The following is a 25,073-nucleotide window of genomic DNA, read 5'->3' as shown; positions in this document are numbered from 1 at the left end:
GTATCCGGTGAGATCAGGGTTTTATCGTACGCGCGAGGCGCACGCCGGCAAAGACATGGCGCTTCTCCGGGGTGAAGAAGTTGCGCATGCTCGGCCGTTTCAGCAGGGGGTCGCTCCAGTCGCTTCCACCGCGCAGCACGTAGTGATGGCCGTCGAACCAGGGCGCCGAGTATTCGTCGTAGGGGAACGGGCGGAACCCGGGGTAGGGCGCGAACGGATTCTCGCACCATTCCCAAACCCGCCCGGTGCCTCGCAGGGCTCCCTCGAGCTGGGCATGTTCCCATTCGTGTTCGTGGGGCAGTCGGGCGCCCGCCCACCGCGCAAAGGCGTCGGCCTCGAAGCGGGATACGCCCACCACCGGGGCGTTCGGGTTGCGCTGGACCGTACCCTCCGGCAGAACCTGCAGGTCAATGTCGGTTCCTGGCCGCAACCACCCGAGCGGGGCCTGGATTCCGTTTGCGTTGCGCCAGTCCCACCCCTCGCGACTCCATAGTTCGGGGCGGCGATAGCCGTCCTCCTGGATGAACGCCAGCCATTCAGCGTTGGTGACGGGATCCCGCCGAATGGCAAAGGGGTTGAGCTTTTTCCCGTGAATGCGCTGTTCATTGTCGAACGCCAGTACATCGTCGCTGCCGACAATGGTCTGTACGGCATCCCATTCGAGCCAGGATTGCGAGGGGACTTCGGGCTCTTGCCGGATGGGCTCCGGATGAGCAGGGACGGGCCCCTGAAGACGGGCAAACCAGCGTACCTGGGCCAGAGTCTCCAGATGCATCGCGTGGTGCTGGGCGAGAAACCCGATGAGGTACTCGTCGGCCATCAGTGGATGGTTGCGGATGTCCGCGTGGCTGGCGAGCCAGTCGCGATGGCGGCACTGGAGTTCACGTCCCCATCGGAGGAGCGGATCCAGGGCGGGCAAACGACCACCCCGGCGCCATTTGGGACTCAGCTCGGGGAAATAGAGGTCATGCCAGTCCTGCGTGCGGGGTGGCACGAGCCCCAGAATACGTTCGCGTAGCCAGACGGCCTCGATGAAGTGGCAGTGGGCGTAATGCCAGCCGATCGGGCTGAGGTCCGGGTGGTACTGGTTGCGCCACACGCGAGCCGGTGTCGCTTCCAGTGCCGCGTTGAGGCGGTGGTGCTGACGGACAAGGGCATCCAGCATGTCTGTGGAAGATGCAGGGGTTGCGGTTAGCTCGCAGTTCGGGGTGCTCATACCGGGTGGAGCGACTACAGGGCGAGTAGTTCCGGGGGTTCTTCAGGGTCCAGGATCAGGATGTGTCCCGAAGGAACGGGGCGCCAGCGTTCCCGGTCCGTCAGTGGCTCCGAGGCGACCACTACCGAGTCCTCGGGGAAGTCATCATCGTCCGAGGTGTAGTACAGGCTGGGACAGGGGCTGTTGATCGCATGGCGACTGGCGACCAGCCGGCGCCCGTCGGACAGGAGGACGTTGAGCAGAGCCATGTCCTCGCCCAGCCAGGTTTCCAATGTTGAGAAGGCCTCGCCCAGGGCGCCTTCCAGCGTGGCGTTCTCGTCGTCCGCCAGGAACTGGCGGACCAGGGCGAACAGGTACTCGGAATCCGTGGTTCCCTGGATGCCCGCCTCGATCTCGGGCGCCAGCAGGTTCTCGACCTGGCGGCGGATCTGTGGCCTGAATCCTCCAATGAGCCCGTTGTGGCTGTAGAGCAAACCGTCCATGCAGAAGGGCTGGGCATTGACCGTATCGCCGCCAAACCCGGGAGTTGCGCTGCGTATGGCTGCCATCCAGAGCGGCTCCTCCAGTGTATCGGCCAGCGTTTGCAGGTTCGGGTCCTGCCACAGGGGATCGGCGCGACGATAGCAACGGGCGTGACCGTCTTCACCGAACCAGCCAAAGCCGAATCCGTCCGCGTTGACCCGGGCGTAGACCAATTCCTGCGGCGCGATCGCCTGCTCGATCAGATTGTGCGGTGGATCCAGCAGTACCCGCCTGAGTACCAGCGGCGGGCCCAGATAGGCTAGATGGCGACACATTGGCGCAGACTCGCGGTTGGGAGGCCAGAAGTTTCATGGTAGCGTGCCGGGAACCCCGAAGCACGGATGTGCCAATGAAGCCCGAGAGTCCCGCCATACCGCTCCCGGAGCGTTATAGCCGTCATGTGGTGCAGGTGCGTGATCCCCATGCGGAACTGGTGGCGGACTTTTGTGAGGGCATGCTGGAGGCACCACGCTGGCTTCCGCCAAAGTATTTCTACGATGCCCGTGGTTCGCAGCTGTTTGATGCCATTTGTGACACACCGGAGTATTACCCGACGCGTCTGGAATCCGCCCTGCTGGAATCTCGAGCGGCCGAGATCATCGAGACTTCGGGTGCCCATACGCTGATCGAACTCGGCAGCGGGACCTCGCGCAAGACCGAGTACCTGATCGCCGCGCTGAACGAGCGTGTCGACGATCCGTATTACGTCGCCAATGATGTCTGTGGCGAGATCCTCGACGAAGCGGCCGAGCGCCTGCTGAGACGATTCCCTTCGCTCGTGATCGAGGCCCTGTGTGGTGACTATCTTGCGGCCCTGTCGACGCTGACATCCGTTCCAGCGGCCCCGCGCCTGTTCAGCTTTCTCGGCGGCAGCCTGGGGAATTTCGAGGACGCGGAGGCGATCGCCCTGCTGTCACAGATTCGCGCGGCCATGGGTGCGGAGGATCGGGTCCTGCTCGGGCTGGACCGGGTCAAGGCCATCCCTGTTCTGGAGGCGGCCTACAACGACGCGGCTGGTGTGACGGCAGCGTTTAACCTGAACCTGCTGTCCGTCCTCAATCGTGAGTTGGGAGCCGACTTTGATCCCGATGGTTTCCGCCATCGCGCCCCGTTCGTCGAGGCGCATTCGCGCATCGAGATGCACCTGGTCGCCGAGGGTGACCAGACCGTCCAGGTCTCCGAACCCGCGACCACTCTCCAGTTCGCCGATGGCGAGTCCATTCGCACCGAGATCTCGCGCAAGTTTACGCGCCCGATGGTGCAGCAACTGCTGTCCAGCGCCGGACTGGCACAGGTGGCGGAGTGGTCAGCGCCGGATGAGGCCTACAGCCTGTTCCTGCTGGCCCCGGGGGGCGCATAAGCATGAGCCGGAGCCCGCGTCTCGTGCTGGTCCGCCACGCCCAGGCGGGCAACGCAGGGGACTGGGAAGGCGCCGACCGGGATCGGCCGTTGAGCGAGGCCGGCCAGGTGAGCGCCCGGCGCATGGCCGCCTCGCTGACCGGTTTGCTTTACGGGCATGTGGAACTGCTAACCAGCCCTTACCTGCGTGCGCGTCAAACGGCGTCACCCATCGCCGAAGCACTGGGCGTCCCGGTGCGCCAGAAGAAATGGCTGGCACCTGGGCAGGTGGCCGGGGTGGAGCTGGAGGCCCTGGCGGCGCGGCTGCCGGCCGACGGCAGTCTGGTGGTGGTCGGCCATGAGCCGGACCTCTCCTCGCTGGCGGGGCGCCTGATGGGCTGTCCGTCCGCGGCTGCCGGGGTGCATATGGGCAAGGGTTCGGTCTGCGCCCTGGGGGGCGGTCTTCCCGGCCCAATGCAATTGCTCTGGCTGTTGCCGCGCCGGGTGCTGGAAGGTCTCTCGGGAGAGCACGGGTAGATGGCGATGGACGGGCAGGGCGAGACTGTCGCAGCGGTCGATCTGGGGTCCAACAGCTTCCACATGATCGTGGCCCGGCGTCACGACGGCGAGGTCCTGAAGTTGGACCGCCTGAAGGAGACGGTGCGACTGGCGAGCGGTCTGGATGCCCGCGGCCGCCTTGATGCGACGGTCGAACGTCGCGCGCTGGACTGCCTGGAACGGTTCGGCCAGCGGCTGCGCCAGCTACGCCAGGGCAGTGTGCGCGTCGTGGGCACCAATACCCTGCGTCAAATGGCCGACAGTCAACGTTTTCTGGCCGCCGCGGAGCAGGCGCTCGGGCATCCAGTGGAGATCATCGCCGGGCGTGAAGAGGCGCGGCTGATCTATCTGGGCGTGGCTCATACGCTCGCCGATGACGAGGGGCGGCGTCTGGTGATGGATATCGGTGGCGGCAGCACCGAGTTCGTTATTGGCGAGCGCTTCCAGCCCATGCTCGCGGAGAGCCTGGAGATGGGCTGCGTGACCTTCACCCGCAGGCACTTCTCCGACGGCCGCCTGACGCCCCGGGCGTTTGCCGCTGCCGAGCTGCATGCTGGCCAGGAACTGCAACCGATTGCCGCTACGTACCGGGAAGCTGGGTGGGATCAGGCGTTGGGAGCCTCCGGTACGATCTTGGCGCTGGATCGAATTGTGCGCGAGGCCGGGATTGACGAGGCACCGGGCATGACGCTTGATGCGTTGCGCACCCTGCGCGATCAAATGATCGAAGTCGGGCGCCTGGACAAGCTGGACCTGCCGGGGCTGTCCGAAGACCGGGTTCCGGTGATTGCGGGCGGGCTGGCAGTGCTGAGCGGGGCGTTCGAGGCGCTGGGGATCGAGCGGTTGCATCCTTCGGATGGTGCACTGCGCGAGGGGGTCATCCACGATCTGCTGGGCCGATTCCGGCACGAGGATGTCCGTGGTCTGACGATTCACAACCTGCGCCGTCGTTTTGCGGTGGACGAGGCTCAGGCCGCGCGGGTACAGGCTATGGCGGCACGCCTGCTGGGGGCGGTCCGGGCCCGCTGGGGGTTGGACGAGAGTGACGGCGAGCGTCTGGACTGGGCGGCCGAGCTGCACGAGGTGGGGCTGGCACTCGCGCACAGCAAGTATCACAAGCATGGCGAATACATCCTCAACTGGGCCGATCTGCCGGGCTTCTCGCAACCCGAGCAGCACGAGCTGGCGCTGCTGGTGCGCCTGCACCGCCGCGCGTTCAAGCCGAAGCTGCTGAATGACGTACGTCAGGCGCGGGTCGAGCCCCTGTTGCGTCTAGCCAGTCTGCTGCGACTGGCAGTGCTGCTGCATCGTTCGCGTGCGCCGGAGCCCCCGCCACTGGAACGGATCGAGGCGCGCGAGCGCGGGCTGGTGCTGGGTTTTGCCGCGGGCTGGCTGGATGCGCATCCGCTGACGCGAGCAGATCTGGAGGAGGAGGCCGGGCAGTGGGCGCGCCACGACCTGGAGCTGGCGTTCAGCTAGCGAGGGTCGTGAGCAACTGCTGTTGTGCGGAATGGGGGGGCTCGTCCGTGGGCGGCTCGACCCGCTGGTAACTCCCGTCGGGCTGCAGGGTCCAGGCGCTGGCGGTGTCCCGCAGGTAGTTGAACAGCGACTCCTCCGCAACGCGCTCCCGCATGACGGCGTCGCGAATCGGAAAGGCGACTTCCACGCGGCGGAAGAAGTTGCGGGGCATCCAGTCGGCGCTGGACAGATACAGCTCGGGCTCGCCCCCGTTCTCGAAATAGAACACCCGCGAGTGCTCCAGAAAACGGCCGAGGACCGAGCGCACCTCGATGTTCTCGGAGATGCCCGGCACGCCGGGTCGCAGACTGCAGATGCCGCGCACGATCAGCTGAATCTTCACGCCCGCCTGTGATGCGTAATAAAGCGCCTGGATGATGCCGGTCTCGTTCAGCGAGTTCATTCGCGCGACGATCCGCGCGGGGCGGCCTTCGCGCGCGTTCTCGGCCTCGCGTTCGATCTTCTCGCACATCGCATCGTGCAGACGGAAAGGCGCCTGGATCAGCTCGCGCAGGCGCTCCACCTTGCCAAGGCCCGTGAGCTGCTGAAACACGCGATGGACGTCCTCAGTGAGGACCGGATCGGCCGTCAGCAGGCCGTAATCGGTATAGGCCTTGGCGGTGCCCGAGTGGTAGTTGCCCGTGCCCAGGTGGGCGTAGCGCACGAGCTTGTCGCCGTTACGACGCACCACCAGCGCGAGCTTCGCATGCGTCTTGTAGCCGACCACCCCGTAGGTCACATGCACGCCCGCATCCTGCATGCGGTTGGCCAGCTCGATGTTGTCGGCCTCGTCGAAGCGGGCGCGCAGCTCGATGACCACCGTCACTTCCTTGCCTGACTGTGCGGCCTCGATCAGCGTCTCCACCAGCGGCGACTGGGTACCCGTGCGATAAAGCGTCTGCTTGATCGCCAGCACGCGCGGGTCGCTGGCGGCCTGGCGCAGGAAATCCACCACTGGCATGAACGACTGGTAGGGATGATGCAGCAGCAGGTCCTGCTCGCGTATGGAGGCAAAAATGCTTTCTCCGCTGGCTTCCGTGCGCGGCAGGGCGGGGATGAACGGGGGAAACTTGAGATCGGGTCGGTCGACCAGGTCGTACACGGCCATCATGCGGTTCAGATTGACCAGACCGGTGACCTGGTAGAGGTCGTCCGCCTCCAGATGGAATTCCTGCAGCAGAAACTGGGCAGCCTCGTCCGGGCAGTTGTCCGCGACTTCCAGACGTACCCCGGCGCCGTAGTTGCGGCTTGGCAACTCCCCCTCCAGGGCGTTCAGCAGGTCGTCGATCTCTTCTTCTTGCACGAACAGATCAGAGTTGCGGGTCAGCCGGAACTGGTAGCAGCCGGTGACCTTCATGCCCTTGAACAGCTCGCCGACATGGGCGTGCAGGATGGACGACAGCAGCACGAAATCGGAATCGCCGCTAGCCACTTCGCGCGGGAGCTTTACCAGGCGCGGGAGCGAGCGTGGCGCCTGGACCACAGCGCGCCCGGACTCGCGGCCGAACGCATCCTTGCCCTTGAGCGTGACGATAAAGTTCAGGCTCTTGTTCAGGATGCGCGGGAATGGGTGTGCGGGGTCGAGCCCGATCGGGCTCAGGACCGGCTGCAGCTGCTCGTGAAAAAACTGGCGTACCCAGGCCTTCTGCTGCTCGCTCCAGTGTGAGCGACGCACAAAATGGATGCCTTCCTCGGCCAGCGCCGGGATCAGTTCGTCGTTGAGTGCGCGATACTGGTCGTCGACCAGGGCGTGGGCCCGGGGCGCGATCTGGCGCAACTGCTCGGGCGCGGACAGGCCGTCCGGTCCGGGCGTCTGGACGTTCAGGTCGATCTGTTGGCGCAGCGAGCCCACGCGGACCTCGAAGAACTCGTCGAGATTGGTGGAGGAGATGCTCAAGTAGCGCAGGCGCTCCAGCAGGGGAAAGTCCGGATCGCGCGCCAGATCCAGCACGCGCCGGTTGAACTCCAGCAGTGACAGCTCGCGGTTGAGGAAGAGCTCGGTATCGGTCACGTCGGTATCCGGCATGCATGACTCCGGCCAGAATGTGGGGCCGGAGTGTATGCGGGCATTATGTCAGTTTCGTGACGGGGCCGGCTCTGGATCAGCTGCCGCGGGTCAGCAGGAATTCCATCAGGGCCTTCTGTGCATGCAGGCGGTTTTCCGCCTCGTCCCAGACCACGCTTTGCGGGCCTTCGAGGACTTCGGTGGAGACCTCTTCCTCGCGGTGCGCGGGCAGGCAGTGCATGAACAGGGCGTCGTCGTTGGCCAGACGCATCAGGTCGGCGTCCACGAAGAACCCGGCAAAGGCCCGGCGGCGGGCACTCTTCTCCTGTTCCTGGCCCATGCTGGCCCAGACATCGGTGACCACGAGGTCCGCGCCCTCGGCCGCCGCGCGCGCATCGCGCGTGAGCTCGAAATGGTCGCGCGTGGCCTCTACGACATCCTCTTCCGGGTCGTAGCCCTCGGGACAGGCCGCCACCAGCTGAAAGTCCAGCAGGTGAGCCGCATACATGTAGCTGTGGCACATGTTGTTGCCATCGCCAATCCAGGCCACGCGCTTGCCCCGGATATCGCCCCGGTGCTCCAGGTAGGTCTGCAGGTCGGCCAGGAGCTGCGCGGGGTGCTCCCGGTCGGTCAGGCCGTTGATCACGGGGACCGAGGAGTGCTGGGCGAACAACTCAATCTTCTCGTGTTCGTAAGTGCGGATCATCACGCAGTCGATCATGCGCGAAAGAACGCGGGCGGTGTCCTCGATCGGCTCCCCGCGGCCCAGCTGCGTGTCGCGGGGGGAGAGGAACAGGGCGTTGCCGCCCAACTGCTGCATGCCGACCTCGAACGAGACGCGCGTCCGGGTGGAGGACTTCTCGAAGATCATCCCCAGCGTCTTGCCGCGCAGGATGGTGTCGTGGTGCTCGCCCGCGTGGGTCTGGCGCTTCAGTTCGACGGCACGTGCCAGCACGGCGCGCGTCTCGTCCGCGGAGAGGTCTTTGAACGACAGGAAATGGCGGGGTTTCATGCCTGTGCCTCCTGGGATACTTCGGACGCGAGCAGCGAGTCGACCAGCGCGGCCACGGTGCTGGCGATCTGCTCGACCTGGGCGTCGTCCACAATGAGTGGCGGGAGTAGCCGGATCACTCGCTGCGCCGTCACGTTGAGGATCAGCCCCTCGGCCAAAGCCGCCTGGACCAGGGACCCGGCAGGGCGATCCAGTTCGACGCCGATCATCAGGCCTCGGCCGCGCACGGCGACCACCCCGGCCTTGCCCTCCAGCCGGTCGGCCAGTCGCCGACGCAGGGTTTCGCCCTGACGTGCGGCCTCCTCGCACAGGCCCTCGTCCTGCATCACATCGAGCACGGCCAGGGCCGCCCGGCAGACCAGCGGATTGCCGCCGAAGGTGGTGCCGTGGGTACCTGGCGTGAACAGTCCGGACGCACGGCCGGCCACCAGGTTGGCCCCGATCGGGATGCCGTTACCCAGACCCTTGGCGAGTGACACGACGTCGGGCGTGATGCCTTCGTGCTGGAATGCAAACCAGTGTCCGGTGCGGCCGATCCCGGCCTGGATTTCGTCCAGCATCAGCAGCCAGTCGTACTGGTCGGCCAGCTCGCGCAGGCGTCTCAGATATCCGGGCGGGGGTACGTGGATGCCGCCTTCACCGGTGATGGGCTCCACCAGGATGGCGACCACGTCCGGATCGTTCGCCAGGGCCTCGACAGCGTCGGCGTCACCATGGGGTATGTGCACAAACCCTTCCACCAGAGGCTCGAAGCCGGCGTGGATCTTTTCGTTGCCGGTGGCCGACAGGGTTGCAAGGGTGCGGCCGTGGAAGCTGCCATGCATCACAATGACCTTGGGCTTTTCGACACCCCGGCGGCGGGCATGCAGGCGAGCCAGCTTGATCGCCGCTTCGTTGGCCTCTGCGCCAGAGTTGCAGAAGAAGGCCTGGTTCATGTCGGACAGTGCACACAGCCGGCGCGCCAGCTGCTCTTGCAAGGGGATGCGGAACAGGTTCGAGGTATGTACCAGCGTCTGGGCCTGGTCGCAGATCGCATGCGCCACTTTCGGGTGAGCGTGTCCAAGGCCGCAGACCGCAATGCCGGACAGGGCATCAAGGTAGCGATTGCCCTCGGTATCCCAGAGCCAGGCGCCTTCCCCCCGTTCGAAGGCGACCGGCAGACGGCTGTAAGTGTTCTGCAGGACGTCAGTCATCGTAAGTTTCTCCCAAATGAAGAAGCCGGCGAGCGAGCCGCCGGCTTCTGCCCGGGGTACCGCCCTGGGCGGCACCCGATCGCGTTTGCGCGACTTATTTCATCTGCTGGGCGACGAAATCCCAGTTCACCACGGTCCAGAAATTCTCCAGATACTTCGGACGCGCATTGCGGTAATCGATGTAATAGGCATGCTCCCAGACATCGCAGGTCAGCAGCGGGGTCTTGCCATCACGCATCGGGTTCGCCGCATTGGAGGTGTTGACGATTTCGACCGAACCGTCGCCATTTTGCACCAGCCAGGTCCAGCCGGAGCCAAAATTGCCGACCGCGGCCTCGTTGAACTTCTCCTTGAAGGCATCAAAGGAGCCAAACGCGTTGTTGATGGCGTCAGCCAGCTTGCCGGACGGCTCGCCGCCGCCGTTCGGGCCCATGCAGTTGAAATAGAAGGTGTGATTCCAGACCTGGGCACCATTGTTGAAGATCCCGCCGGCCGGGGCCTTCTTGATGATGTCCTCCAGCGAGGCATTCTCGAACTCGGAGCCCGGCAGCAGGCCGTTCAGCTTGGTCACGTAGGTCGCGTGGTGCTTGTCGTGATGGTATTCCAGCGTCTCGGCGGAGATGTGCGGCTCCAGCGCGTTCTTGGCATAGGGGAGATCGGGCAGTTCGTAGGCCATGAAAGACTCCTTGTAAAAAAACATGCGAGACTGCGGCTGGCCGACCGTTGGCGGCCATGCCAGTAAACCCGTCAACGATAGTCACGTTGCCCGGGCGATGCAATTTCCGATGGTGTGGCTTGGTTATCGGTCGGCGGAAGTGTGAAGGAGCCAGGGTATGCCCCCGCACGATACGGATCGACAAACCACGGCCGAAACCCCGGAAGCGGACAGGAGCCCGCCTCGCAGTGCGTACGGCTGGCGCGGCCGCGTGGGGCTTGTGCTGGGGCCGCTTGTCATGCTGGCGTTCCTGCTTGCTCCACCTCCCGAGGGAATCGGAAGCGAGGCCTGGTGGGTGCTGGGCCTGACCCTGTTCATGGCCATCTGGTGGATTACCGAAGCCCTTCCGCTGCCCGTGACGGCACTTTTGCCCATTGCACTACTGCCACTGCTGGGCGTGATGCCGATGGACGAGGCCACCGCGCCCTATGCCAATCCCATCATCTTTCTGTTCATGGGGGGCTTTGCGATCGCGCTGGCGGTGCAGCGCTGGGGGCTCCATCAGCGCATTGCTCTTTCGATCGTCGGCCGTGCTGGTGATCGCCTGCATCTCCTTGTTGGGGCCTTCATGCTGGCGACCGCGGGCCTGTCGATGTGGGTCAGCAACACGGCGACCGCCGCGCTGATGCTGCCGATTGCCCTGTCGGTCCTGGCGTTGGTGGAGCGCGATACGCAAATTGCGGGAAACGGTGCCGGCTCCGGTTCACGGCGGCCCGCGCTCGCGCTCCTGCTGGGCATCGCATTCGCCGCCAATATTGGGGGTATGGCGACCATCATTGGCTCTCCACCGAATGCGCTGACTGCCGCCTATCTGGGCGATCGGCACGGGATCGAGATCGGCTTTGTCCAGTGGATGATGCTGGGCCTGCCACTGGCCATCGGTCTGCTGCTGCTGGCCTGGTGGTTGCTGACACGCTGGGTCTTCCAGGTTCATCGTGTGCGTCTGGAAGGGCTGAGGGCGATGATGGACGAACGGCGTGCCGAGATCGGGGCGTGGTCGCGTGCCGAGTACCGCGTGGCGAGCGTCTTCCTGCTGGTGGCGCTGGCGTGGCTGTCGCGCCCCTTCCTGGAAGATGTCCTGCCGATCCACCTGACCGATGCCGGCATTGCCATCCTGGGGGCCGGGCTGCTGTTTCTGCTGCCTTCCGGAGCGCAGGAGCAGCGCCGGCTTCTGGCCTGGGACAACACGCGCGAGCTGCCCTGGGGCGTCCTGCTGTTGGTCGGCGGTGGTCTCAGCCTGGGTTCGGCCATCGAGGCGAGCGGCCTGGCGGAGCTGGCGGCAGAAGGATTCGGTGCCGCACAGACGTGGCCCCTCTTGTTGATCATCGCCGGGGCCGTCGTGGTGACCATGCTGTTGTCGCATGTGACCAGCAATACGGCCACGGCCGCCACGCTGCTACCGCTGGTGGCCGCGCTGGCCATGCGCATGGAAGTACCGGTCGTGCTTCTTGCGCTACCGGTGGCATTCGCGGCCTCCGTGGCCTTTATGCTGCCGGTCGCCACGCCACCGAACGCCATCGTGTTCGCCAGCAACCGACTGCGGGTGGTGGACATGGTGCGCGGCGGAGCACTGCTCTCGCTGGTGGCGATTGCCATGGTCACCCTCGCTGTATATGCCTTTGCCGAGATGATGCTGATGGGCCAGTAGGCCATCTCCCCGGGTGCTCGACTTCCTGTGACGCCCCTCAAGTTTTATGCTTCGCCGCCGCTATCGTCGGTGAACAGCCGCAGCAAGGATGCCGCGAGTCCGCAACGCCTTAACTTGGGGAGAGTCTTCAACATGTTCGATAACATCCGAATCGGGGTCCGGCTGATGGTCGGGATCATCGCGGTCGTCTTGCTGGCCGTGATCCTGACGCTCGTGGTCGTGATGAACAGCCTTGGCACCATGGCCGACCGTGCCGAACAGCGCGAGCTGACTGATCTGGCCGCGCAGCTGGTCGGCCGGCTGGACCAGGAGGCCGCGCGGGCCACTGCGATGGCGGAAACCGTGGCGAAGATCCCCGACATTGAGGAGGCGATGGCGGCGGGCGATCGCGAGCGCCTGGCCGAGATGACCGTCCCGAGTTTCGCATCGCTGAGCGAGCGCTACGGGGTGCATCAATACCAGTTCCACACCCCACCGGCGACGTCGTTCCTGCGCGTGCACTCGCCCGACAACTATGGTGACGACCTGTCCGATTTCCGCCAGACGGTGGTCGACACCAACGAGAAGCGCACCCCGATCTCGGGGCTTGAGGAAGGCGTGGCGGGTCTCGGCATTCGCGGGGTTGTGCCCATCGAACACAACGGCGACCACGTCGGCTCGGTGGAGTTTGGTCTGTCGTTCGGCGACTCCTTCTTCGAGGAATTCACTGCGGATACGAACTCGCCGGTCGCGCTTTATCTGCGCGATGGCCGTTCGTTCAGCCGTTTCCGCGGCACGATCAGTGGTGATCCGACCTTCAGTGATGCCGAAATGCGTGAGGTCATGGAGGGCGAAGAGTTGGTGCGCAACGTGACCTATGAAGGTACCCCCATGGCCGTGGTGGCGCGTCCCGTTACAGACTTCTCCGGTGATGTAGTGGGTGTGCTTGAGGTCATGGTGGACCGTAGCGCATATGTGGCGATGGCACGCAATGCGACCGGTACCGTGGTTGCGGTCGGCGTGATTGCCGTGGCGCTTGGTGCGCTCCTGGCCTGGCTCCTGACTCGCAGCATCGTTCGTCCCCTGAACCGCACGGTGGCCCGCCTGAACGATATCGCGGGAGGCGAGGGCGACCTGACCCGTACGCTGGAGGTCTCTGGAAAGAACGAACTCGGAGAGCTGGCGGAGGCGTTCAACAACTTCGTCACGAAGATCCGGGGCCTCGTGTCCACGGTTGCGGCCGGTGGCGATCAGGTTGCCGCGGCAGCGAACGAGCTGTCCGCCACCAGCGAGCAAACCAACGAGCAGGTGCGGCGGCAGAAGTCGGAGATCGATCAGGTGGCCACGGCCATGAACGAGATGACGGCAACGGTGCAGGAGGTGGCCCGCAACGCGGCGGACGCCGCCGCCGCGGCTCAGAACACCGACCAGGACGCCAACGAGGGTCAGCAGGTGGTGCAGCGCACCGTGGCCGCGATCAATGCGCTGTCGCAGCAGGTCGATGGTGCTGCCGACGTGGTCAGCCGTCTGTCGCAGGATGCCGAGGAGATCAACAAGGTCCTGGAAGTGATCGGCGACATCGCCGACCAGACCAACCTGCTGGCGCTGAATGCGGCGATCGAGGCGGCGCGTGCGGGCGAACAGGGTCGCGGTTTCGCGGTGGTCGCCGACGAAGTCCGGACCCTGGCCAGTCGCACGCAGGACTCGACCCACGAGATCCAGCAGATGATCGAGCGGGTGCAAAGCGGTACCCGCGAGGCGGTGCAGGCGATGGAAGATGGCCGTTCCAAGGCGCATCAGAGCGTGGAGCAGGTCAATCTGGCGGGCGAATCGCTGACCGCGATCACCCAGTCGGTCACCCGCATCAGCGACATGAACACGCAGATCGCCAGTGCCGCCGAGGAGCAGTCGACGGTGGCCGAGGAGATCAACCGCAACGTCGCCAACGTGACTGAGGTGCTGGATCAGACCGCGGCCGGATCGGAACAGATCCGCAATGCCTCGGAGGAGCTGTCCAAGCTGGCCTCCGAACAGCAGCAGCGAGTGGGGCAGTTCAAGGTGTAAGCCTCGAGCCGTCCGACGTTGAGCCCGGGTCCGGAAACGGTCCCGGGCTTTTTTGTGGCCGGGTTACCGGCTCTCGGCGGGCGGAAACAGGCGCTCGCCGTTCTCCCGGGCGATCATGCGCTGGACGTTGGGCGGCAGTTGTTCGAGCCAGTCCCGTGTGCCGTCCTTCAGCACGGTAAAGTGCTCCCAGCGGGCCAGGCTGAAGGTGTCGTTGCCGATCAGGAAGCGGTCCGGATAGTCGAGGAACAGCTCGAACCAGTCGGCGTCGATGATGCCGGCTGGGTTGATGCGCGGATTGCGCATGGAGACATCCATGACCATGTTGGGGTGCCGGTCCAGATAGTCACGCACCAGTGGCGGGTAGGCGTAGGAACCGGCGTGCGCCCAGAGGATGCGTACCTCGGGCTGGATGGCGTAGGCATGGTCGATCACGGCCGGATCGCCATGGATCACGATCCACAAATCGCGTTCGACTGCCAGTTCCAGCAGGTCCTCGAAGCCGTGGGCAAAGCGGTCGTCGGCCTGGATGTGCAATTCCCCGATCCCGCGCCACTGGATGCAGCTTCGGTCGAGTATGGTCTCGACCTGTTCCCGCAGACCGTCCTCGTACATCCAGTCCATCTTGCGCCCCAGACGCTGGGAGATCTCGAGGAACGGGACGATCCGTGCATCCACCTCCGTTTCCAGCGCCTCGATCAGCTTTGCGCGCGGTGCCATCACGATCGCGGACTGGATCGAATTCTCCTCTAGCGTGCGCGCGACGGCCTCCGGCGGGAAGTGTTCCATCTGCCGGTCGCGGTAGTGCAGGTGGGCATCGAACAGGGGTTCAAGTGCCTGGGCAGAGGCGGCGCCAAGCAGCGAGCCAAGCAATAGAGTCGCGGCCGGCAGAATGAAAAGACGGGGCAGTATTTGAGAGCGGGTCGGGGCAGCCATCCAGTGGGATCCTAGGGTACGTACGGAACCCCAATCTTATACCGCGTCGTGCCGCCAGATCTGGAGTCGTGGCCCAAGTTTCCGGGCGTCACCGTCAGGTGCGGGAGTCACCGGATACCGCAGCATCCTTGGAGTTGCCATCCTGGCGGTTCGGGTCGAAGCGCTCGCGCAGGTATTCGCCGATCACGTCCGACTCGTACAGCCAGCGCACCTGGCCGTCGGGTTCCTCGATTCGCAGGCAGGGGACCTGCAGTTTGCCGCCCTCGGTTTGCAGTTCCTCGCGGTGCGGGCCGGCCGCCTGGGCGTTGCGCAGTTCGATATTCAGGGAAAGGCGCTGCATGGTGCGCCGTGCCCGGATGCAGAAAGGGCAGGCCGGGAAATGATAAAGCGCGAGCTGCCGCGTCTGTTCGTCAACGCGGGCCTGGTCGGCGGGGTCGCGCTCGATGCCGCGCGGACGCGACAGGCGCTCGCCAATCAGCATGAATGGGGTGAGGATCAGGCGTACGCCACGAAAAAACCATCGGATCAGAAATCGCATGCGCGAAAGGATGCCACAAGCCCCCTGACGGGTGACAGAGGCCGCATCGGGCGTGCGCACGTCAGGGCTGGCCGAAGTCGAACTCCCAGGGGTCTTCCGCCGGGGTATCCAGCAGGGACGGGCGCAGGCGGATCAGGGTGTAGCCGGCGGCCTCCAGCTCCTCCAGCCGGTCCGGTGCGGCCGTGGCCACCTCGACATGTTCGGGGAACGCATCGGGTTCGAGATCGCGCCAGCCGGCGAAGGTCCCGCAGACCACGACGTTGACCCCGTCATCCATCACCAGTGACTCGATCTCGGCGTGAAGCGAGCCATGTGCGACCGCTTCGGCACGGGTGAGGGTGAACTGCTCGGCCCCGTGGGTGACGACCGCGATCGGCAACTCCGGTTCGCGCTGGCGCAGCACCCAGATGTTCGCTTGAATTTCGGGCAGCAGGGCGCTCAGGGCCGCACGGTCATTCTCGACAATCTCGAATGCGACGCCATTGGGGAGTTCGTCCTGCTCGAGCAGGTCCACCACCTCGGAAGAGGGAGCGGCCTCTTCGATTTCGTCCGCACCCCAAGCAGTTCCAACGGCCATGAACAGGGGCAGGCTGGCAAGGGCAAACAACGTGGAGAGGAAGCGCGGCATCGGGTTGCACGGTCCGGGCATGAGTGTGCTGAACCCTATTTTGAGCCTGACTGCCCGGTCGTTGTCTACTCGGGCCGAGTTTGTCGCTTTCCTAGTGACGATCCCCCGTGGCTTCGGCCGCCATCTGATCGTAACTGGTGTGACGGACGTTCTTGCCCTTCACGAAGTACACCACGTACTCGCAGATGTTGCGCGCGCGGTCCCCGATGCGTTCCAGCGCGCGGGTCGCCCAGACGATGTCCATCAGGCGTGGCACGGCATCGGGGGAGGCGGTCATCTGTTTCATCAGCTTGTGCGTGATGGCCTCGTACAGGCTGTCGATCTGGATGTCCTGCTGCGCGACTCGAACCGCCTGCTCGGTGTCCATGCGCGCGAAGGCATCCAGCACGCCGCGCGTCATCTCGCGCACGAGTTGGCCCATCTTTGCAATCTCGTCCATCGGCGCTTCGCGGCGATCGGATTCCTGCAGTTGCAGACCCATACGACCCACACGCTCGGCCTCATCGCCCATGCGTTCCAGGTCGGTGATGGTCTTGATGACCGCAATCACCAGGCGCAGGTCGGAGGCCGTGGGCTGGCGCCGGGCGAGGATATGGGTGCATTCCTCGTCGATCTCGACCTCGAGCGCGTTGACCTTGTAGTCGGAGGTCATCACGGTTTCCGCCAGCGCGGTGTCGCCCTCGACCATCGCGGTCACCGCGTCGCCGAGCTGCTGCTCGACCAGGCCCCCCATGGTCATCACCTTCTTGATGATGTCCTCCAGCTCGGCATTGAACTGCTGGGAGATGTGCTGTTTGAAGAAACTCTTGTCCATGATCCGGACTCCTGATCCGAAATGGCCTAACCGAAGCGGCCAGTGATGTAATCCTCGGTCTGCTTTCTGGCAGGCGAGGTGAACAGGGTGTCGGTGTCGGCGTATTCGATCAGCTCGCCCATGTACATGAAGGCGGTGTAATCGGACACGCGCGCGGCCTGCTGCATGTTGTGCGTAACGATGACCAGCGTGTAGTCCTTCTTCAGCTCGATCATCAGCTCCTCGATCTTCAGCGTGGCCAGAGGGTCCAGCGCGGAGCAGGGCTCGTCCAGCAGCAGGACCTCGGGGTCGATCGCGATCGCTCGGGCGATCACCAGGCGCTGCTGCTGACCGCCGGACAGGCCGAAGGCGTTCTCGTGCAGGCGATCCTTCACCTCGTCCCACAGCGCCGCGCGCTTGAGCGACTTCTCCACCACCTCGTCCAGTCGCCGCCGGTTCTTCACACCCTGCAGGCGCAGGCCGTAGGCGACGTTCTCGTAGATGGACTTCGGGAACGGATTCGGCTTCTGGAACACCATGCCGACGCGGCGGCGCAGCTCCGGCACATCCACGGCTTTTTCGTAGATGTCGTCGCCGTCGAGCCGGATCGTCCCCTCGATGCGGGCGGCATCGATCAGGTCGTTCATGCGGTTGAAGCAGCGCAGGAACGTCGATTTTCCGCAGCCGGAGGGGCCGATGAACGCCGTGATCCGGTTCTTCGGGATCTGGATGTCGATGCCCTTCAGGGCCTGATCCTTGTCGTAGAACAGCTTCAGGTCCTCGGCGGTCAGGCAGATCTCCTCACTGGAGAGCCGCAGGCCGCGGTCGGGTCGGTCGCCTTGCGTCATGTTGACGGCGTGGGTAGCGGTGTCACTCATCTCGGGTACTCCATCGGGAATTCGGTTCGGCGCGGGCCGCCAAAAGGCCTCCAGGGGCCTTCCGGGACTGACTGCGTCGCTGCTGGGCTTGAAAGTCTGCGCATGACGGACCTCAATCGCTGTCGGCGCGGTATTTCTCGCGCAGGTAATTGCGGATCGAGATCGCGGTCAGGTTGAGCACGATGATCAGCAGCACCAGCACCAGGGCGGTGGCGTAGACCAGCGGGCGGCCAGCCTCGACGTTCGGGCTCTGGAAGCCGACGTCGAAGATGTGAAAGCCCAGGTGCATGAACGCGCGGTCCAGGTGCAGATAGGGGAAGTTGCCGTCCAGCGGCAGGGTCGGGGCCAGCTTGACCACGCCCACCAGCATCAGCGGGGCCACTTCGCCGGCGGCCCGGGCTACGGCCAGGATCAGGCCGGTCATCATCGCCGGGGCCGACAGCGGCACGATCAGGCGCCACAGGGTCTCGGCCTTGGTCGCGCCCAGTGCCAGCGAGCCGTGGCGGATGCTGGCGCCGATACGGGTCAGGCCCTCCTCGGTGGAGACGATCACCACCGGCAGCGTCAGCAGCGCGAGCGTCAGCGAGGCCCAGATGATCGCGGGCGAGCCGAAGGTCGGCGAGGGCAGGGCATCGCGGAAGAAGATCTGGTCGATGTTGCCGCCGATCAGGTAGACGAAGAACCCGAGGCCGAACACCCCGAATACGATGGACGGAACCCCGGCGAGGTTGTTGACCGAGATACGGATGGTGCGCACCAGCGGTCCCTGCTTCGCGTATTCGCGCAGGTAGATCGCGGCGAGCACGCCGAACGGGGTGACGACGATGGACATCAGGATGACCATCAGCACGGTGCCGAAGATCGCCGGCAGGATGCCGCCCTCGGTGTTAGCCTCGCGCGGGTAGCCGGTCATGAAGTCCCAGAATGCGACGACATAGTGGCGCAGCTTGGCTGGCACGCTCATGTCGTTCGGCCACCAGGCGTTCACGATGCGCGAGAGCGGGATCGTCGCGTGTTGCCCGTCGGCGGTCTCCAGCACGATCGCAAAGCGGCCCAGTTCGTCACGCAGGGCGTTGCGTTCGGCCTCGAGTTCGGCGTAGCGGGCGTCCAGCTCCGCGCGTTCGGCGTCCAGTTCCTCCTGGCGCTGGCCGCGTTCTTCGGGCGACAGGTCGGTGGCCCGCTCGACGCCACGTTGGGCGATGCGCAGCCGCTCCAGATCGAAGTTCACCCGGCCGATCTCGATGCGCTCGATGCGCTCGATCTGCTGGGCCAGCTCGCGGGTCTGCGGCATGCGTGCCTCGAACGCGGTGCGCGCCTGCTCACCCTCGGCGACCGTCTCGCCGTCCTCTCGGTATTCGCGGATGTAGCCGTAGAAGTCGCCCCATTGCAGGCGTTCCAGCACCACCGCGTCGTGCGGGCGCTCCCACTCGGACATGAAGTCGTCCAGGTACCACTGGAAGTCGCGGCTGTCGAGGTCGCGGTTGCCGCGCTTGATCAGATGGCGGACCACGATGTCCTGACCTTCGGCGACGTCAAAACCGGCATCGCGCATCGCCTGGGCGGTCATCGTCTCCGAGCGCTGCAGCTCGCCCATGATGCGTCGGGGCTCGGCGTCCTGCTCGGTCTGGTATTCGAATTCGATAACCTCGGAGGGCCAGAAGAAGGAGAGGCCGTTCACGGCGATCATCAGGATCAGGCCGAAGACCATCACCAGCGAGGCCGCGACTGCTCCGGCATTCAGCCAGATCCACGGGGTGCCGGATTTGAACCAACGATTCATCGGGTATGCCTCAAAGGGAGCTGTATTTCTGGCGCAGCCGCTGGCGCACGATCTCGGCGACCGTGTTCACCGCAAAGGTCAGCGCGAACAGGACCAGTGCGGCCAGGAACAGGATGCGGAAGTGGGTGCTGCCGACGGCGGCCTCCGGCATCTCCACCGCGATATTCGCGGAGAGCGTGCGCATGCCCTCGAAGATGTTGAAGTTGACCACCGGCGAGTTGCCGGTCGCCATCAGTACGATCATGGTCTCGCCCACCGCGCGGCCGAAGCCGATCATCACTGCGGAGAAGATCCCGGGGCTGGCGGTCAGTAGCACCACGCGCACGACCGTCTGCCATGGCGTCGCGCCCAGCGCCAGCGAGCCCTGGGTCAGGTGCCTGGGCACATTGAAGACCGCGTCCTCGGAGATCGAGTAGATGGTCGGGATTACGGCGAAGCCCATCGCGATGCCGATGACGAGCGCGTTGCGCTGGTCGTAGGTGATGCCCTGGTTGGTCAGCCACTGGCGGGCATCGCCACCGAACATCCAGACCTCGATCAACGGGCTCATGGAGACGGAGAGCCAGCCGATGGCCAGGATCACCGGGATCAGGATGGCGGCCTCCCAGCCGGCTGGCACGAGATTGCGCAGATTCTCTGGCAGCACACGGGTCCATAGGAACGCAGCGACCAGCATCCCCAGCGGCATCAGGATCAGGATGCTGGCGATCGCCGGCAGATTGGCCTCGATGAACGGGGCCAGCCACAATCCGGCCAGGAAGCCGAGGATGACCGTCGGCAGCGCCTCCATCAGCTCGATCGAGGGCTTGGTGATGCTGCGCATGCGCCGCGACATGAAATAGGCGCTGTAGATCGCGCCCATGATTGCCAGCGGAGTGGCGAACAGCATTGCGTAGAACGCGGCCTTGATGGTGCCGATGGTGAGGGGTACCAGCGAGAACTTCGGTTCGAACTCGTCGGTGGCCGAGGACGACTGCCAGACGTAGTCACCCCCGGAGCGGCCCTCGTACCAGACCTTCTGCCACAGCACGTGGAAGGAGACCTCCGGGTGCGGGTTGGACAGGTCCTGCAGGTGCCAGGTCTCATGGTCGTCGATGCCGATCAGCAGGCGGTTGCGCGGGTCGACATAAACCCGGTGCAGCGGCTGGTCGGTGATCTGGCGTTCGATCAGGGTCCGCTGCGAGGTGGAGTAGTGGACCTTGACCTCGCCGCGGTCGTCGGCGGTCAGGAAGCCCTTGCGGATGTACTCCGGCTGGATGTTGCGGATCGAACCGGCATGCGACGGGAAATCGCGGACGCGGGTGATGCGGTTTACGTTGTCGTCGTCGCGCACCAGCATGTACTGCGTGACCGTCCCGTCGGACCCACCGACGATGATGGATACCGTGCCCAGCAGATATTCCAGCGAGGTCACCTCGGCCGCGTCGCCGCCGATCACACGCTTGCTGTCGACCAGGCTGGCGCGGGCGGGGTTGTTGATGTCGAAGAAGTGCAGCTGCCCCTGATCGTCGCCCACCAGCATGTGGCGGCCCGTGATATCGAGCAGGATGCGGGTCGGCGTTGCGCCATCCGGGAGTGAGGGCAGGTCGTAGGCCGACCGTTGGACCTCGGTTTCGCCGGTCATCATCGAGGTGCGTTTCTCGAAGCGCACCAGCTTCAGATCGCCATCTTCCGTCGCGGCGGCGACGCGGATGCCGCTGGAGCCACGCTGCACGCCAACCACCGAAATCGCGCGGCCGTCGTCATCCACATCCAGCAGCGCGGAGTCTTCATCTCCTAGCGGGTAGACCAGCGCCGGGTCGTACAGACGGCCTTCGGGGCTGAAGCGCTCGTTGTATTCGTACTCGATGGCAAGTACCTGCCCGTTGTCCAGGCCCGCGGCCACCAGGCGCGTGCGTGGCTCGGCGGCGCTGAAGGTGGTGACCTTCGCATCCTCGGGGATCGGCAGTGACTGTTCTTTCACGATCTCGCCGCTGTAGGGGCGGAAGAACAGAGCGCGCCGGTCCTCGGTCAGGCGCACCGCCATCTCGCGATGGCGGTTCACGGCGAGGTGGATGGTCCGGGTGTCGGCGCCGCCAGGGGCCGCGTATTCGGTGCGTGGCTCCAGCGTCGCCCCCTGGAACATGGGCAGCGTCTCGCTGGCCAGGTACACGAACATCAGGGTCAGGGCGCCAATCACGGCCACACCGAAAAAGCCGATGGTATAACGGGCGGTACGGTCCTTGGCGCGGCGCCAGCGCTGGAAGCGCCCGAGCGTCGTGGTAGCGGTGAGGCTGGACATTCAGGGTCCCCTGATGCGGCAGGTGTAGGATGGAACTGGCCGGCATGCTACGGCCGCTTCGTGACAGAAACGTGACAGCCATGTGACGGACCGTTGAACGCTGTATTGCGGGTCGAGCAGGCGGACTGCATGAGGCGGACACAAGAAAACCGGGCCCCGCGAGGAACCCGGTTCGGGCCATCCGTAGATGGCCGGCCCGCCACCTGGATTATTCCAGGCCGAGGTTCTTGCGCTCGCGTTCGGCCACGGCGGCCGGTAGCGGGATGAACCCGTCACGCACCACGACTTCCTGGCCTTCCTTCGACAGCACCATCTTCAGGAACTCGGCCGCGCGTGGGGTCAGACCGTCTTCCGGGTGCTTGTTGACCATCACGTACAGGAAGCGGGCCAGCGGGTAATCGCCGGTGGAGGCATTTTCGGCGTTCGGTTCGTAGTACTCGCCTTCGTTTTGACCCAGCGGGACGGCGCGCACGCCGGAGGTCATGTAGCCGATGCCGGAGTAGCCGATGCCGTTCAGCGATTCGGAGACACCCTGGACCACGGAGGCGGAACCGGGCTGTTCGTTGACCGAATCCTTGAAGTCACCGTCGCACAGGGCGTGCTGGCGGAAGAAGCCATAGGTGCCGGAGACCGCGTTACGGCTGTAGAGCGTGATGTCGCGGTTGTTCCAGGAACCGTCCAGGCCGACTTGGCCCCAGCGGGTGATGTCCTCGGCGCCACCGCAGCGACGGGTGGAGGAGAAGATCGCGTCGGTCTGCTCGAGCGTCAGGCCCTCGATCGGGTTGTCGCGATTCACGTACACGGCGATGGTGTCGATCGCGACCGGGACGGCGGTCATCTCGTAGCCGTGGCGCTGCTCGAACTCGGCGTGTTCGCTGTCACGCGGCATGCGCGACATCGGGCCGAAGTCGGCGGTGCCCTCGGTCAGGGCCGGCGGTGCTGTGGAGGTGCCGGCGCCCTGGATCTGGACGTTGACGTTCGGGTAGAAATTCTGGAACTCCTCGGCCCACAGCGTCATCAGGTTGTTCAGGGTGTCGGAGCCGATGCTTGACAGGTTGCCGGAAATCCCGGAAACCGCCTCGTAGGCCGGGATGTCGGCATCGACTTCGGCGGAGGCGGTAAACGGCGTAACGGCCAGTGCAGTGGCGGTGGCCAGGGCCAGAATGCTGCGCTTCAACAACATGGGAATCTCCCCTTGAATGGAATTCTCGCAAGGACGCCTCGAGCGACCTTGGTGGGGGATTATGCGCAGCCGGCTTGACGCTCCCGTGACGGGCGTGTGACAGCCATGTGACATCGTGCGGACTCAGCCGCTGGCGGCTTCGGCCGGTTTGGTGCGGGTGATCGAGAGAGGGAACAGGCAGGTGAAACGTGTGCCGCGACCGAGCTGGCTGTCGATCTCCAGATGGCCGCCATGGCGGGCGAGCACATGCTTGACGATGGCCAATCCGAGCCCGGTCCCGCCGCGGCGCTGGTCGCGGCCGGCGTCCACCCGGTAGAAGCGTTCGGTCAGGCGGTGCAGGTGGTGGCGGGCGATCCCCGGTCCTTCGTCGATCATGCTCAGACGCGCACCGTCCGGGTCGGACCGCCAGCGGATCTCGATGCGGGTGCCCGAAGGCGTGTACTTGACGGCATTGAACAACAGGTTGGCGAAGGCCGAGCGCAGTTCGCTCTCGGTCCCCTGCAACTCGAGTCCGGCCTGCGCGTGGATCTCGATACGATGGCGCTGGTCGCCGGAGAGCAGTTCCGCCTCGCCTTTCAGCGTGTCCAGCATGGCCTCGACGTCGACCCATTGTGGTGGTCCCTGCGGGCTACCGGTCTCCAGACGTGAGAGGGTCAGCAAGTCGTCGACCAGCAACTTCATGCGTTCGGACTGTTCGCGAAGCAACTGGACCGAGCGTACCTTGTCCGGCTGGTCGGCCAGTTCGTCCTCCAGCGTCTCCACAACGCCGTACAGTACGGTCAGCGGCGTGCGCAGCTCGTGCGAGACATTTGCGATGAAGTCACGCCGCATTACTTCCAGCCGGTGCAGGTGGGTGGTGTCCCGTGCCAGCAGCAGGTACTGCGCATCGCCATAGGGGACCAGCCGGAATTCCAGTTGCTGGTCGTCGTACAGCGGGGAGGGCGTGGTCACGCTGCCCGGCGTGGTGCGCGCACGCTCCATGAACGCGATGAACGCTGGATTACGCAGCAGATGGGTGATGCGCTGGCCCTCGTCCTCCGGCCAGTTCAGGCCCAGCAGCTGCGTGGCCATTTCGTTCAGCCATTCGATGCGCAGATCGTCATTCAGCACGACGACTGCGTCCGGCATCGCCCGCGCCGAGTCACGGTAGCGTTCGAGGTATTGGCGCAGCCGATGGACGCGGTGTTCGTGACGGCGCCGGCGGCGGTAAAGATGGTCGAAGGCCAGCCCCCAAAGTCCGCGCACATCCGGCGGTTCGCTGCGCCCACCCTGGCGCAGCCAGCGCTCCAGCAACAACAGATGCGAGAGGTTCCAGAACAGCGCCGCCCCCAGCAGAAAGGCAATCGTGGCCCAGAACTGCCCCATGCTCCAGCCAAGCAGCGCGATCGGGACGCCGACCAGCAGGGTTCCCGCGATGACACCAGGCCAGGGGTTGCGTGATTGCATCGGACGACCGAGTGGGGTGATGGGAGACCGCGGCGCCGGCCGCGGTCAGGGAGTCTGCGAGAAACGGTACCCCGATCCGCGTACGGTTTGCACGAGGTGGTCATGCCTGGTCAGCGCCAGCGCCTTGCGCAGGCGCCGGATATGCACGTCCACAGTGCGTTCCTCGACGTAGACGTTGGTGCCCCAGACCTGGTCCAGTAGCTGGCCGCGGGTGAATACGCGGTCCTGGTGGGTCATGAAGAAGTGCAGGAGGTTGTATTCGGTCGGGCCCATTGAAAGGGCCTCGCCGTTACCACTGACACGATGTGAAACTGGGTCCAGGCGCAGACCCTCGACCTCCACCGGTTCTTCGCTGGTGATCGGCGCGGTACGCCGCAACACGGCCTTGATACGGGCAACCAGTTCGCGCGGCGAGAACGGTTTGGTCACGTAGTCGTCCGCACCCACATCCAGCCCGCGCACACGATCTTCTTCCTCGCCGCGGGCGGTCAGCATGATGATCGGGATGTCCTTGGTGATCGGGCTGGCCTTCAGCGTGCGCGCCCAGTCGAGACCGCTGGTGTCCGGTAGCATCCAGTCGAGCAGGACCAGGTCTGGAGGATCTCCCAATAGCAGGCCCTTGGCGGTGCGGACATCACCCGCTTCGCGCACCGCGTATCCGGCCTTGTGCAGCGGCAGCTGGAGCATTTCGCGGATTGCGGTGTCATCCTCGACCAGCAGAATCTTCACAGCCATAACCCATTCCAGAGTTCAGGATGCCCTGCATTAGATAGCAGGGATGTTACAGCTGTGTGACGGCGAGCGAATGGCCGGCACCAGGCCGGGGCATCGCGGCTGAGGACCTA

21 protein-coding genes are annotated in these 25,073 nt (G+C 65.0%); 5 read left to right on the top strand and 16 right to left on the bottom strand.

From position 1 onward, the window contains the following. Positions 1–13: 13 nt before the first annotated feature. Both C935_RS0106275 and egtC read right to left on the bottom strand, forming a co-directional pair. Positions 14–1,165, bottom strand: coding sequence for an SUMF1/EgtB/PvdO family nonheme iron enzyme (locus tag C935_RS0106275; protein ID WP_018861669.1), 1,152 nt, complete (start codon positions 1,163–1,165; stop codon positions 14–16). Positions 1,166–1,230: 65 nt separating this feature from the next. Continuing rightward, positions 1,231–2,013, bottom strand: a complete 783-nt coding sequence (egtC, locus tag C935_RS0106270; protein ID WP_018861668.1) for an ergothioneine biosynthesis protein EgtC — start codon at positions 2,011–2,013, stop codon at positions 1,231–1,233. A 74-nt stretch (positions 2,014–2,087) separates the two neighbouring features. Here egtC and egtD point away from each other — a divergent pair, with 74 nt between their 5' ends. From egtD to C935_RS0106255, 3 genes are read left to right on the top strand one after another with little or no spacing between them, the layout of a single operon-like run. After that, positions 2,088–3,098, top strand: a complete 1,011-nt coding sequence (gene egtD, locus C935_RS0106265; protein ID WP_018861667.1) for an L-histidine N(alpha)-methyltransferase — start codon at positions 2,088–2,090, stop codon at positions 3,096–3,098. Between the two features lie 23 nt (positions 3,099–3,121). Next, positions 3,122–3,613: a histidine phosphatase family protein gene (locus C935_RS0106260; protein WP_018861666.1), complete on the top strand. Its 492-nt coding sequence runs from the start codon at positions 3,122–3,124 to the stop codon at positions 3,611–3,613. After that, positions 3,614–5,113 carry a Ppx/GppA phosphatase family protein gene (locus tag C935_RS0106255; protein WP_018861665.1) on the top strand — a complete coding sequence of 500 codons (1,500 nt, stop codon included), beginning with the start codon at positions 3,614–3,616 and terminating at the stop codon, positions 5,111–5,113. Here the strand turns inward: C935_RS0106255 and ppk1 are convergent. From ppk1 to C935_RS0106235, 4 genes are all read right to left on the bottom strand, one after another. Then, positions 5,106–7,178, bottom strand: a complete 2,073-nt coding sequence (gene ppk1, locus C935_RS0106250; protein WP_018861664.1) for a polyphosphate kinase 1 — start codon at positions 7,176–7,178, stop codon at positions 5,106–5,108. The genes C935_RS0106255 and ppk1 overlap by 8 nt on opposite strands. Positions 7,179–7,254: 76 nt before the next feature. Beyond that, positions 7,255–8,169 (bottom strand): ornithine carbamoyltransferase, encoded by a 915-nt coding sequence (gene argF / locus C935_RS0106245; protein ID WP_018861663.1) that lies wholly within the window; start codon positions 8,167–8,169, stop codon positions 7,255–7,257. Next, positions 8,166–9,362 carry an acetylornithine transaminase gene (locus tag C935_RS0106240; protein ID WP_018861662.1) on the bottom strand — a complete coding sequence of 399 codons (1,197 nt, stop codon included), beginning with the start codon at positions 9,360–9,362 and terminating at the stop codon, positions 8,166–8,168. Before C935_RS0106240 ends, argF begins: the two co-directional genes overlap by 4 nt. Before the next feature lie 94 nt (positions 9,363–9,456). After that, entirely contained in the window at positions 9,457–10,038 is a 582-nt protein-coding gene (locus tag C935_RS0106235) for a superoxide dismutase (RefSeq protein WP_018861661.1), read from the bottom strand. A gap of 157 nt (positions 10,039–10,195) precedes the next feature. Here C935_RS0106235 and C935_RS0106230 point away from each other — a divergent pair, with 157 nt between their 5' ends. Both C935_RS0106230 and C935_RS0106225 read left to right on the top strand, forming a co-directional pair. Then, positions 10,196–11,725 carry a DASS family sodium-coupled anion symporter gene (locus tag C935_RS0106230; protein ID WP_018861660.1) on the top strand — a complete coding sequence of 510 codons (1,530 nt, stop codon included), beginning with the start codon at positions 10,196–10,198 and terminating at the stop codon, positions 11,723–11,725. Positions 11,726–11,857: 132 nt separating this feature from the next. Further along, positions 11,858–13,768, top strand: a complete 1,911-nt coding sequence (locus C935_RS0106225; RefSeq protein WP_018861659.1) for a methyl-accepting chemotaxis protein — start codon at positions 11,858–11,860, stop codon at positions 13,766–13,768. A 63-nt stretch (positions 13,769–13,831) separates the two neighbouring features. Here the strand turns inward: C935_RS0106225 and C935_RS0106220 are convergent, their stop codons facing one another. The 10 genes from C935_RS0106220 to phoB all read right to left on the bottom strand — a co-directional run bounded on the left by C935_RS0106220 (position 13,832) and on the right by phoB (position 24,963). Then, on the bottom strand, positions 13,832–14,701 hold the full coding sequence (locus C935_RS0106220) for an amidohydrolase family protein (RefSeq protein ID WP_026278685.1): 870 nt from the start codon (positions 14,699–14,701) through the stop codon (positions 13,832–13,834). A gap of 94 nt (positions 14,702–14,795) precedes the next feature. Beyond that, the gene (locus C935_RS0106215) at positions 14,796–15,239 is read right to left on the bottom strand and encodes a glutathione S-transferase N-terminal domain-containing protein (protein ID WP_018861657.1); all 444 of its coding nucleotides are present in this window, start codon (positions 15,237–15,239) and stop codon (positions 14,796–14,798) included. Positions 15,240–15,300: 61 nt separating this feature from the next. Next, on the bottom strand, positions 15,301–15,867 hold the full coding sequence (locus tag C935_RS0106210; protein ID WP_018861656.1) for a hypothetical protein: 567 nt from the start codon (positions 15,865–15,867) through the stop codon (positions 15,301–15,303). 91 nt (positions 15,868–15,958) lie between these two features. Beyond that, positions 15,959–16,681 (bottom strand): phosphate signaling complex protein PhoU, encoded by a 723-nt coding sequence (gene phoU / locus C935_RS0106205; protein WP_018861655.1) that lies wholly within the window; start codon positions 16,679–16,681, stop codon positions 15,959–15,961. A 26-nt stretch (positions 16,682–16,707) separates the two neighbouring features. Next, a complete protein-coding gene (gene pstB, locus C935_RS0106200; RefSeq protein WP_018861654.1) occupies positions 16,708–17,538 on the bottom strand; it encodes a phosphate ABC transporter ATP-binding protein PstB in 831 nt (276 codons plus the stop codon). 112 nt (positions 17,539–17,650) lie between these two features. Continuing rightward, complete coding sequence (pstA, locus tag C935_RS0106195; protein ID WP_018861653.1) at positions 17,651–19,318, bottom strand: phosphate ABC transporter permease PstA; 1,668 nt, start codon at positions 19,316–19,318, stop codon at positions 17,651–17,653. 10 nt (positions 19,319–19,328) lie between these two features. Then, positions 19,329–21,599 carry an ABC transporter permease subunit gene (locus C935_RS0106190; RefSeq protein ID WP_018861652.1) on the bottom strand — a complete coding sequence of 757 codons (2,271 nt, stop codon included), beginning with the start codon at positions 21,597–21,599 and terminating at the stop codon, positions 19,329–19,331. 208 nt (positions 21,600–21,807) lie between these two features. Continuing rightward, positions 21,808–22,782 (bottom strand): PstS family phosphate ABC transporter substrate-binding protein, encoded by a 975-nt coding sequence (locus C935_RS0106185; RefSeq protein ID WP_018861651.1) that lies wholly within the window; start codon positions 22,780–22,782, stop codon positions 21,808–21,810. Between the two features lie 123 nt (positions 22,783–22,905). Beyond that, the gene (phoR, locus tag C935_RS0106180; RefSeq protein ID WP_018861650.1) at positions 22,906–24,228 is read right to left on the bottom strand and encodes a phosphate regulon sensor histidine kinase PhoR; all 1,323 of its coding nucleotides are present in this window, start codon (positions 24,226–24,228) and stop codon (positions 22,906–22,908) included. Positions 24,229–24,273: 45 nt separating this feature from the next. After that, positions 24,274–24,963: a phosphate regulon transcriptional regulator PhoB gene (phoB, locus tag C935_RS0106175; RefSeq protein WP_018861649.1), complete on the bottom strand. Its 690-nt coding sequence runs from the start codon at positions 24,961–24,963 to the stop codon at positions 24,274–24,276. Positions 24,964–25,073 lie beyond the last annotated feature (110 nt).

The organism is Thioalkalivibrio sp. ALJ3, from assembly GCF_000377205.1.
Classification (GTDB): domain Bacteria; phylum Pseudomonadota; class Gammaproteobacteria; order Ectothiorhodospirales; family Ectothiorhodospiraceae; genus Thioalkalivibrio.
Note: the sequence above shows the minus strand (reverse complement) of the source record. Positions and strands in the feature narration are given on the sequence as shown.

Bases quoted from the DNA above. Each gene is read 5' to 3' on its own strand.
- C935_RS0106275 (WP_018861669.1), bottom strand. From the start codon at position 1,165: ATGCTGGATGCCCTTGTCCGTCAGCACCACCGCCTCAACGCGGCACTG.
- egtC (WP_018861668.1), bottom strand. From the start codon at position 2,013: ATGTGTCGCCATCTAGCCTATCTGGGCCCGCCGCTGGTACTCAGGCGG.
- egtD (WP_018861667.1), top strand. From the start codon at position 2,088: ATGAAGCCCGAGAGTCCCGCCATACCGCTCCCGGAGCGTTATAGCCGT.
- C935_RS0106255 (WP_018861665.1), top strand. From the start codon at position 3,614: ATGGCGATGGACGGGCAGGGCGAGACTGTCGCAGCGGTCGATCTGGGG.
- ppk1 (WP_018861664.1), bottom strand. From the start codon at position 7,178: ATGCCGGATACCGACGTGACCGATACCGAGCTCTTCCTCAACCGCGAG.
- argF (WP_018861663.1), bottom strand. From the start codon at position 8,169: ATGAAACCCCGCCATTTCCTGTCGTTCAAAGACCTCTCCGCGGACGAG.
- C935_RS0106240 (WP_018861662.1), bottom strand. From the start codon at position 9,362: ATGACTGACGTCCTGCAGAACACTTACAGCCGTCTGCCGGTCGCCTTC.
- C935_RS0106235 (WP_018861661.1), bottom strand. From the start codon at position 10,038: ATGGCCTACGAACTGCCCGATCTCCCCTATGCCAAGAACGCGCTGGAG.
- C935_RS0106230 (WP_018861660.1), top strand. From the start codon at position 10,196: ATGCCCCCGCACGATACGGATCGACAAACCACGGCCGAAACCCCGGAA.
- C935_RS0106225 (WP_018861659.1), top strand. From the start codon at position 11,858: ATGTTCGATAACATCCGAATCGGGGTCCGGCTGATGGTCGGGATCATC.
- C935_RS0106220 (WP_026278685.1), bottom strand. From the start codon at position 14,701: ATGGCTGCCCCGACCCGCTCTCAAATACTGCCCCGTCTTTTCATTCTG.
- C935_RS0106215 (WP_018861657.1), bottom strand. From the start codon at position 15,239: ATGCGATTTCTGATCCGATGGTTTTTTCGTGGCGTACGCCTGATCCTC.
- C935_RS0106210 (WP_018861656.1), bottom strand. From the start codon at position 15,867: ATGCCGCGCTTCCTCTCCACGTTGTTTGCCCTTGCCAGCCTGCCCCTG.
- phoU (WP_018861655.1), bottom strand. From the start codon at position 16,681: ATGGACAAGAGTTTCTTCAAACAGCACATCTCCCAGCAGTTCAATGCC.
- pstB (WP_018861654.1), bottom strand. From the start codon at position 17,538: ATGAGTGACACCGCTACCCACGCCGTCAACATGACGCAAGGCGACCGA.
- pstA (WP_018861653.1), bottom strand. From the start codon at position 19,318: ATGAATCGTTGGTTCAAATCCGGCACCCCGTGGATCTGGCTGAATGCC.
- C935_RS0106190 (WP_018861652.1), bottom strand. From the start codon at position 21,599: ATGTCCAGCCTCACCGCTACCACGACGCTCGGGCGCTTCCAGCGCTGG.
- C935_RS0106185 (WP_018861651.1), bottom strand. From the start codon at position 22,782: ATGTTGTTGAAGCGCAGCATTCTGGCCCTGGCCACCGCCACTGCACTG.
- phoR (WP_018861650.1), bottom strand. From the start codon at position 24,228: ATGCAATCACGCAACCCCTGGCCTGGTGTCATCGCGGGAACCCTGCTG.
- phoB (WP_018861649.1), bottom strand. From the start codon at position 24,963: ATGGCTGTGAAGATTCTGCTGGTCGAGGATGACACCGCAATCCGCGAA.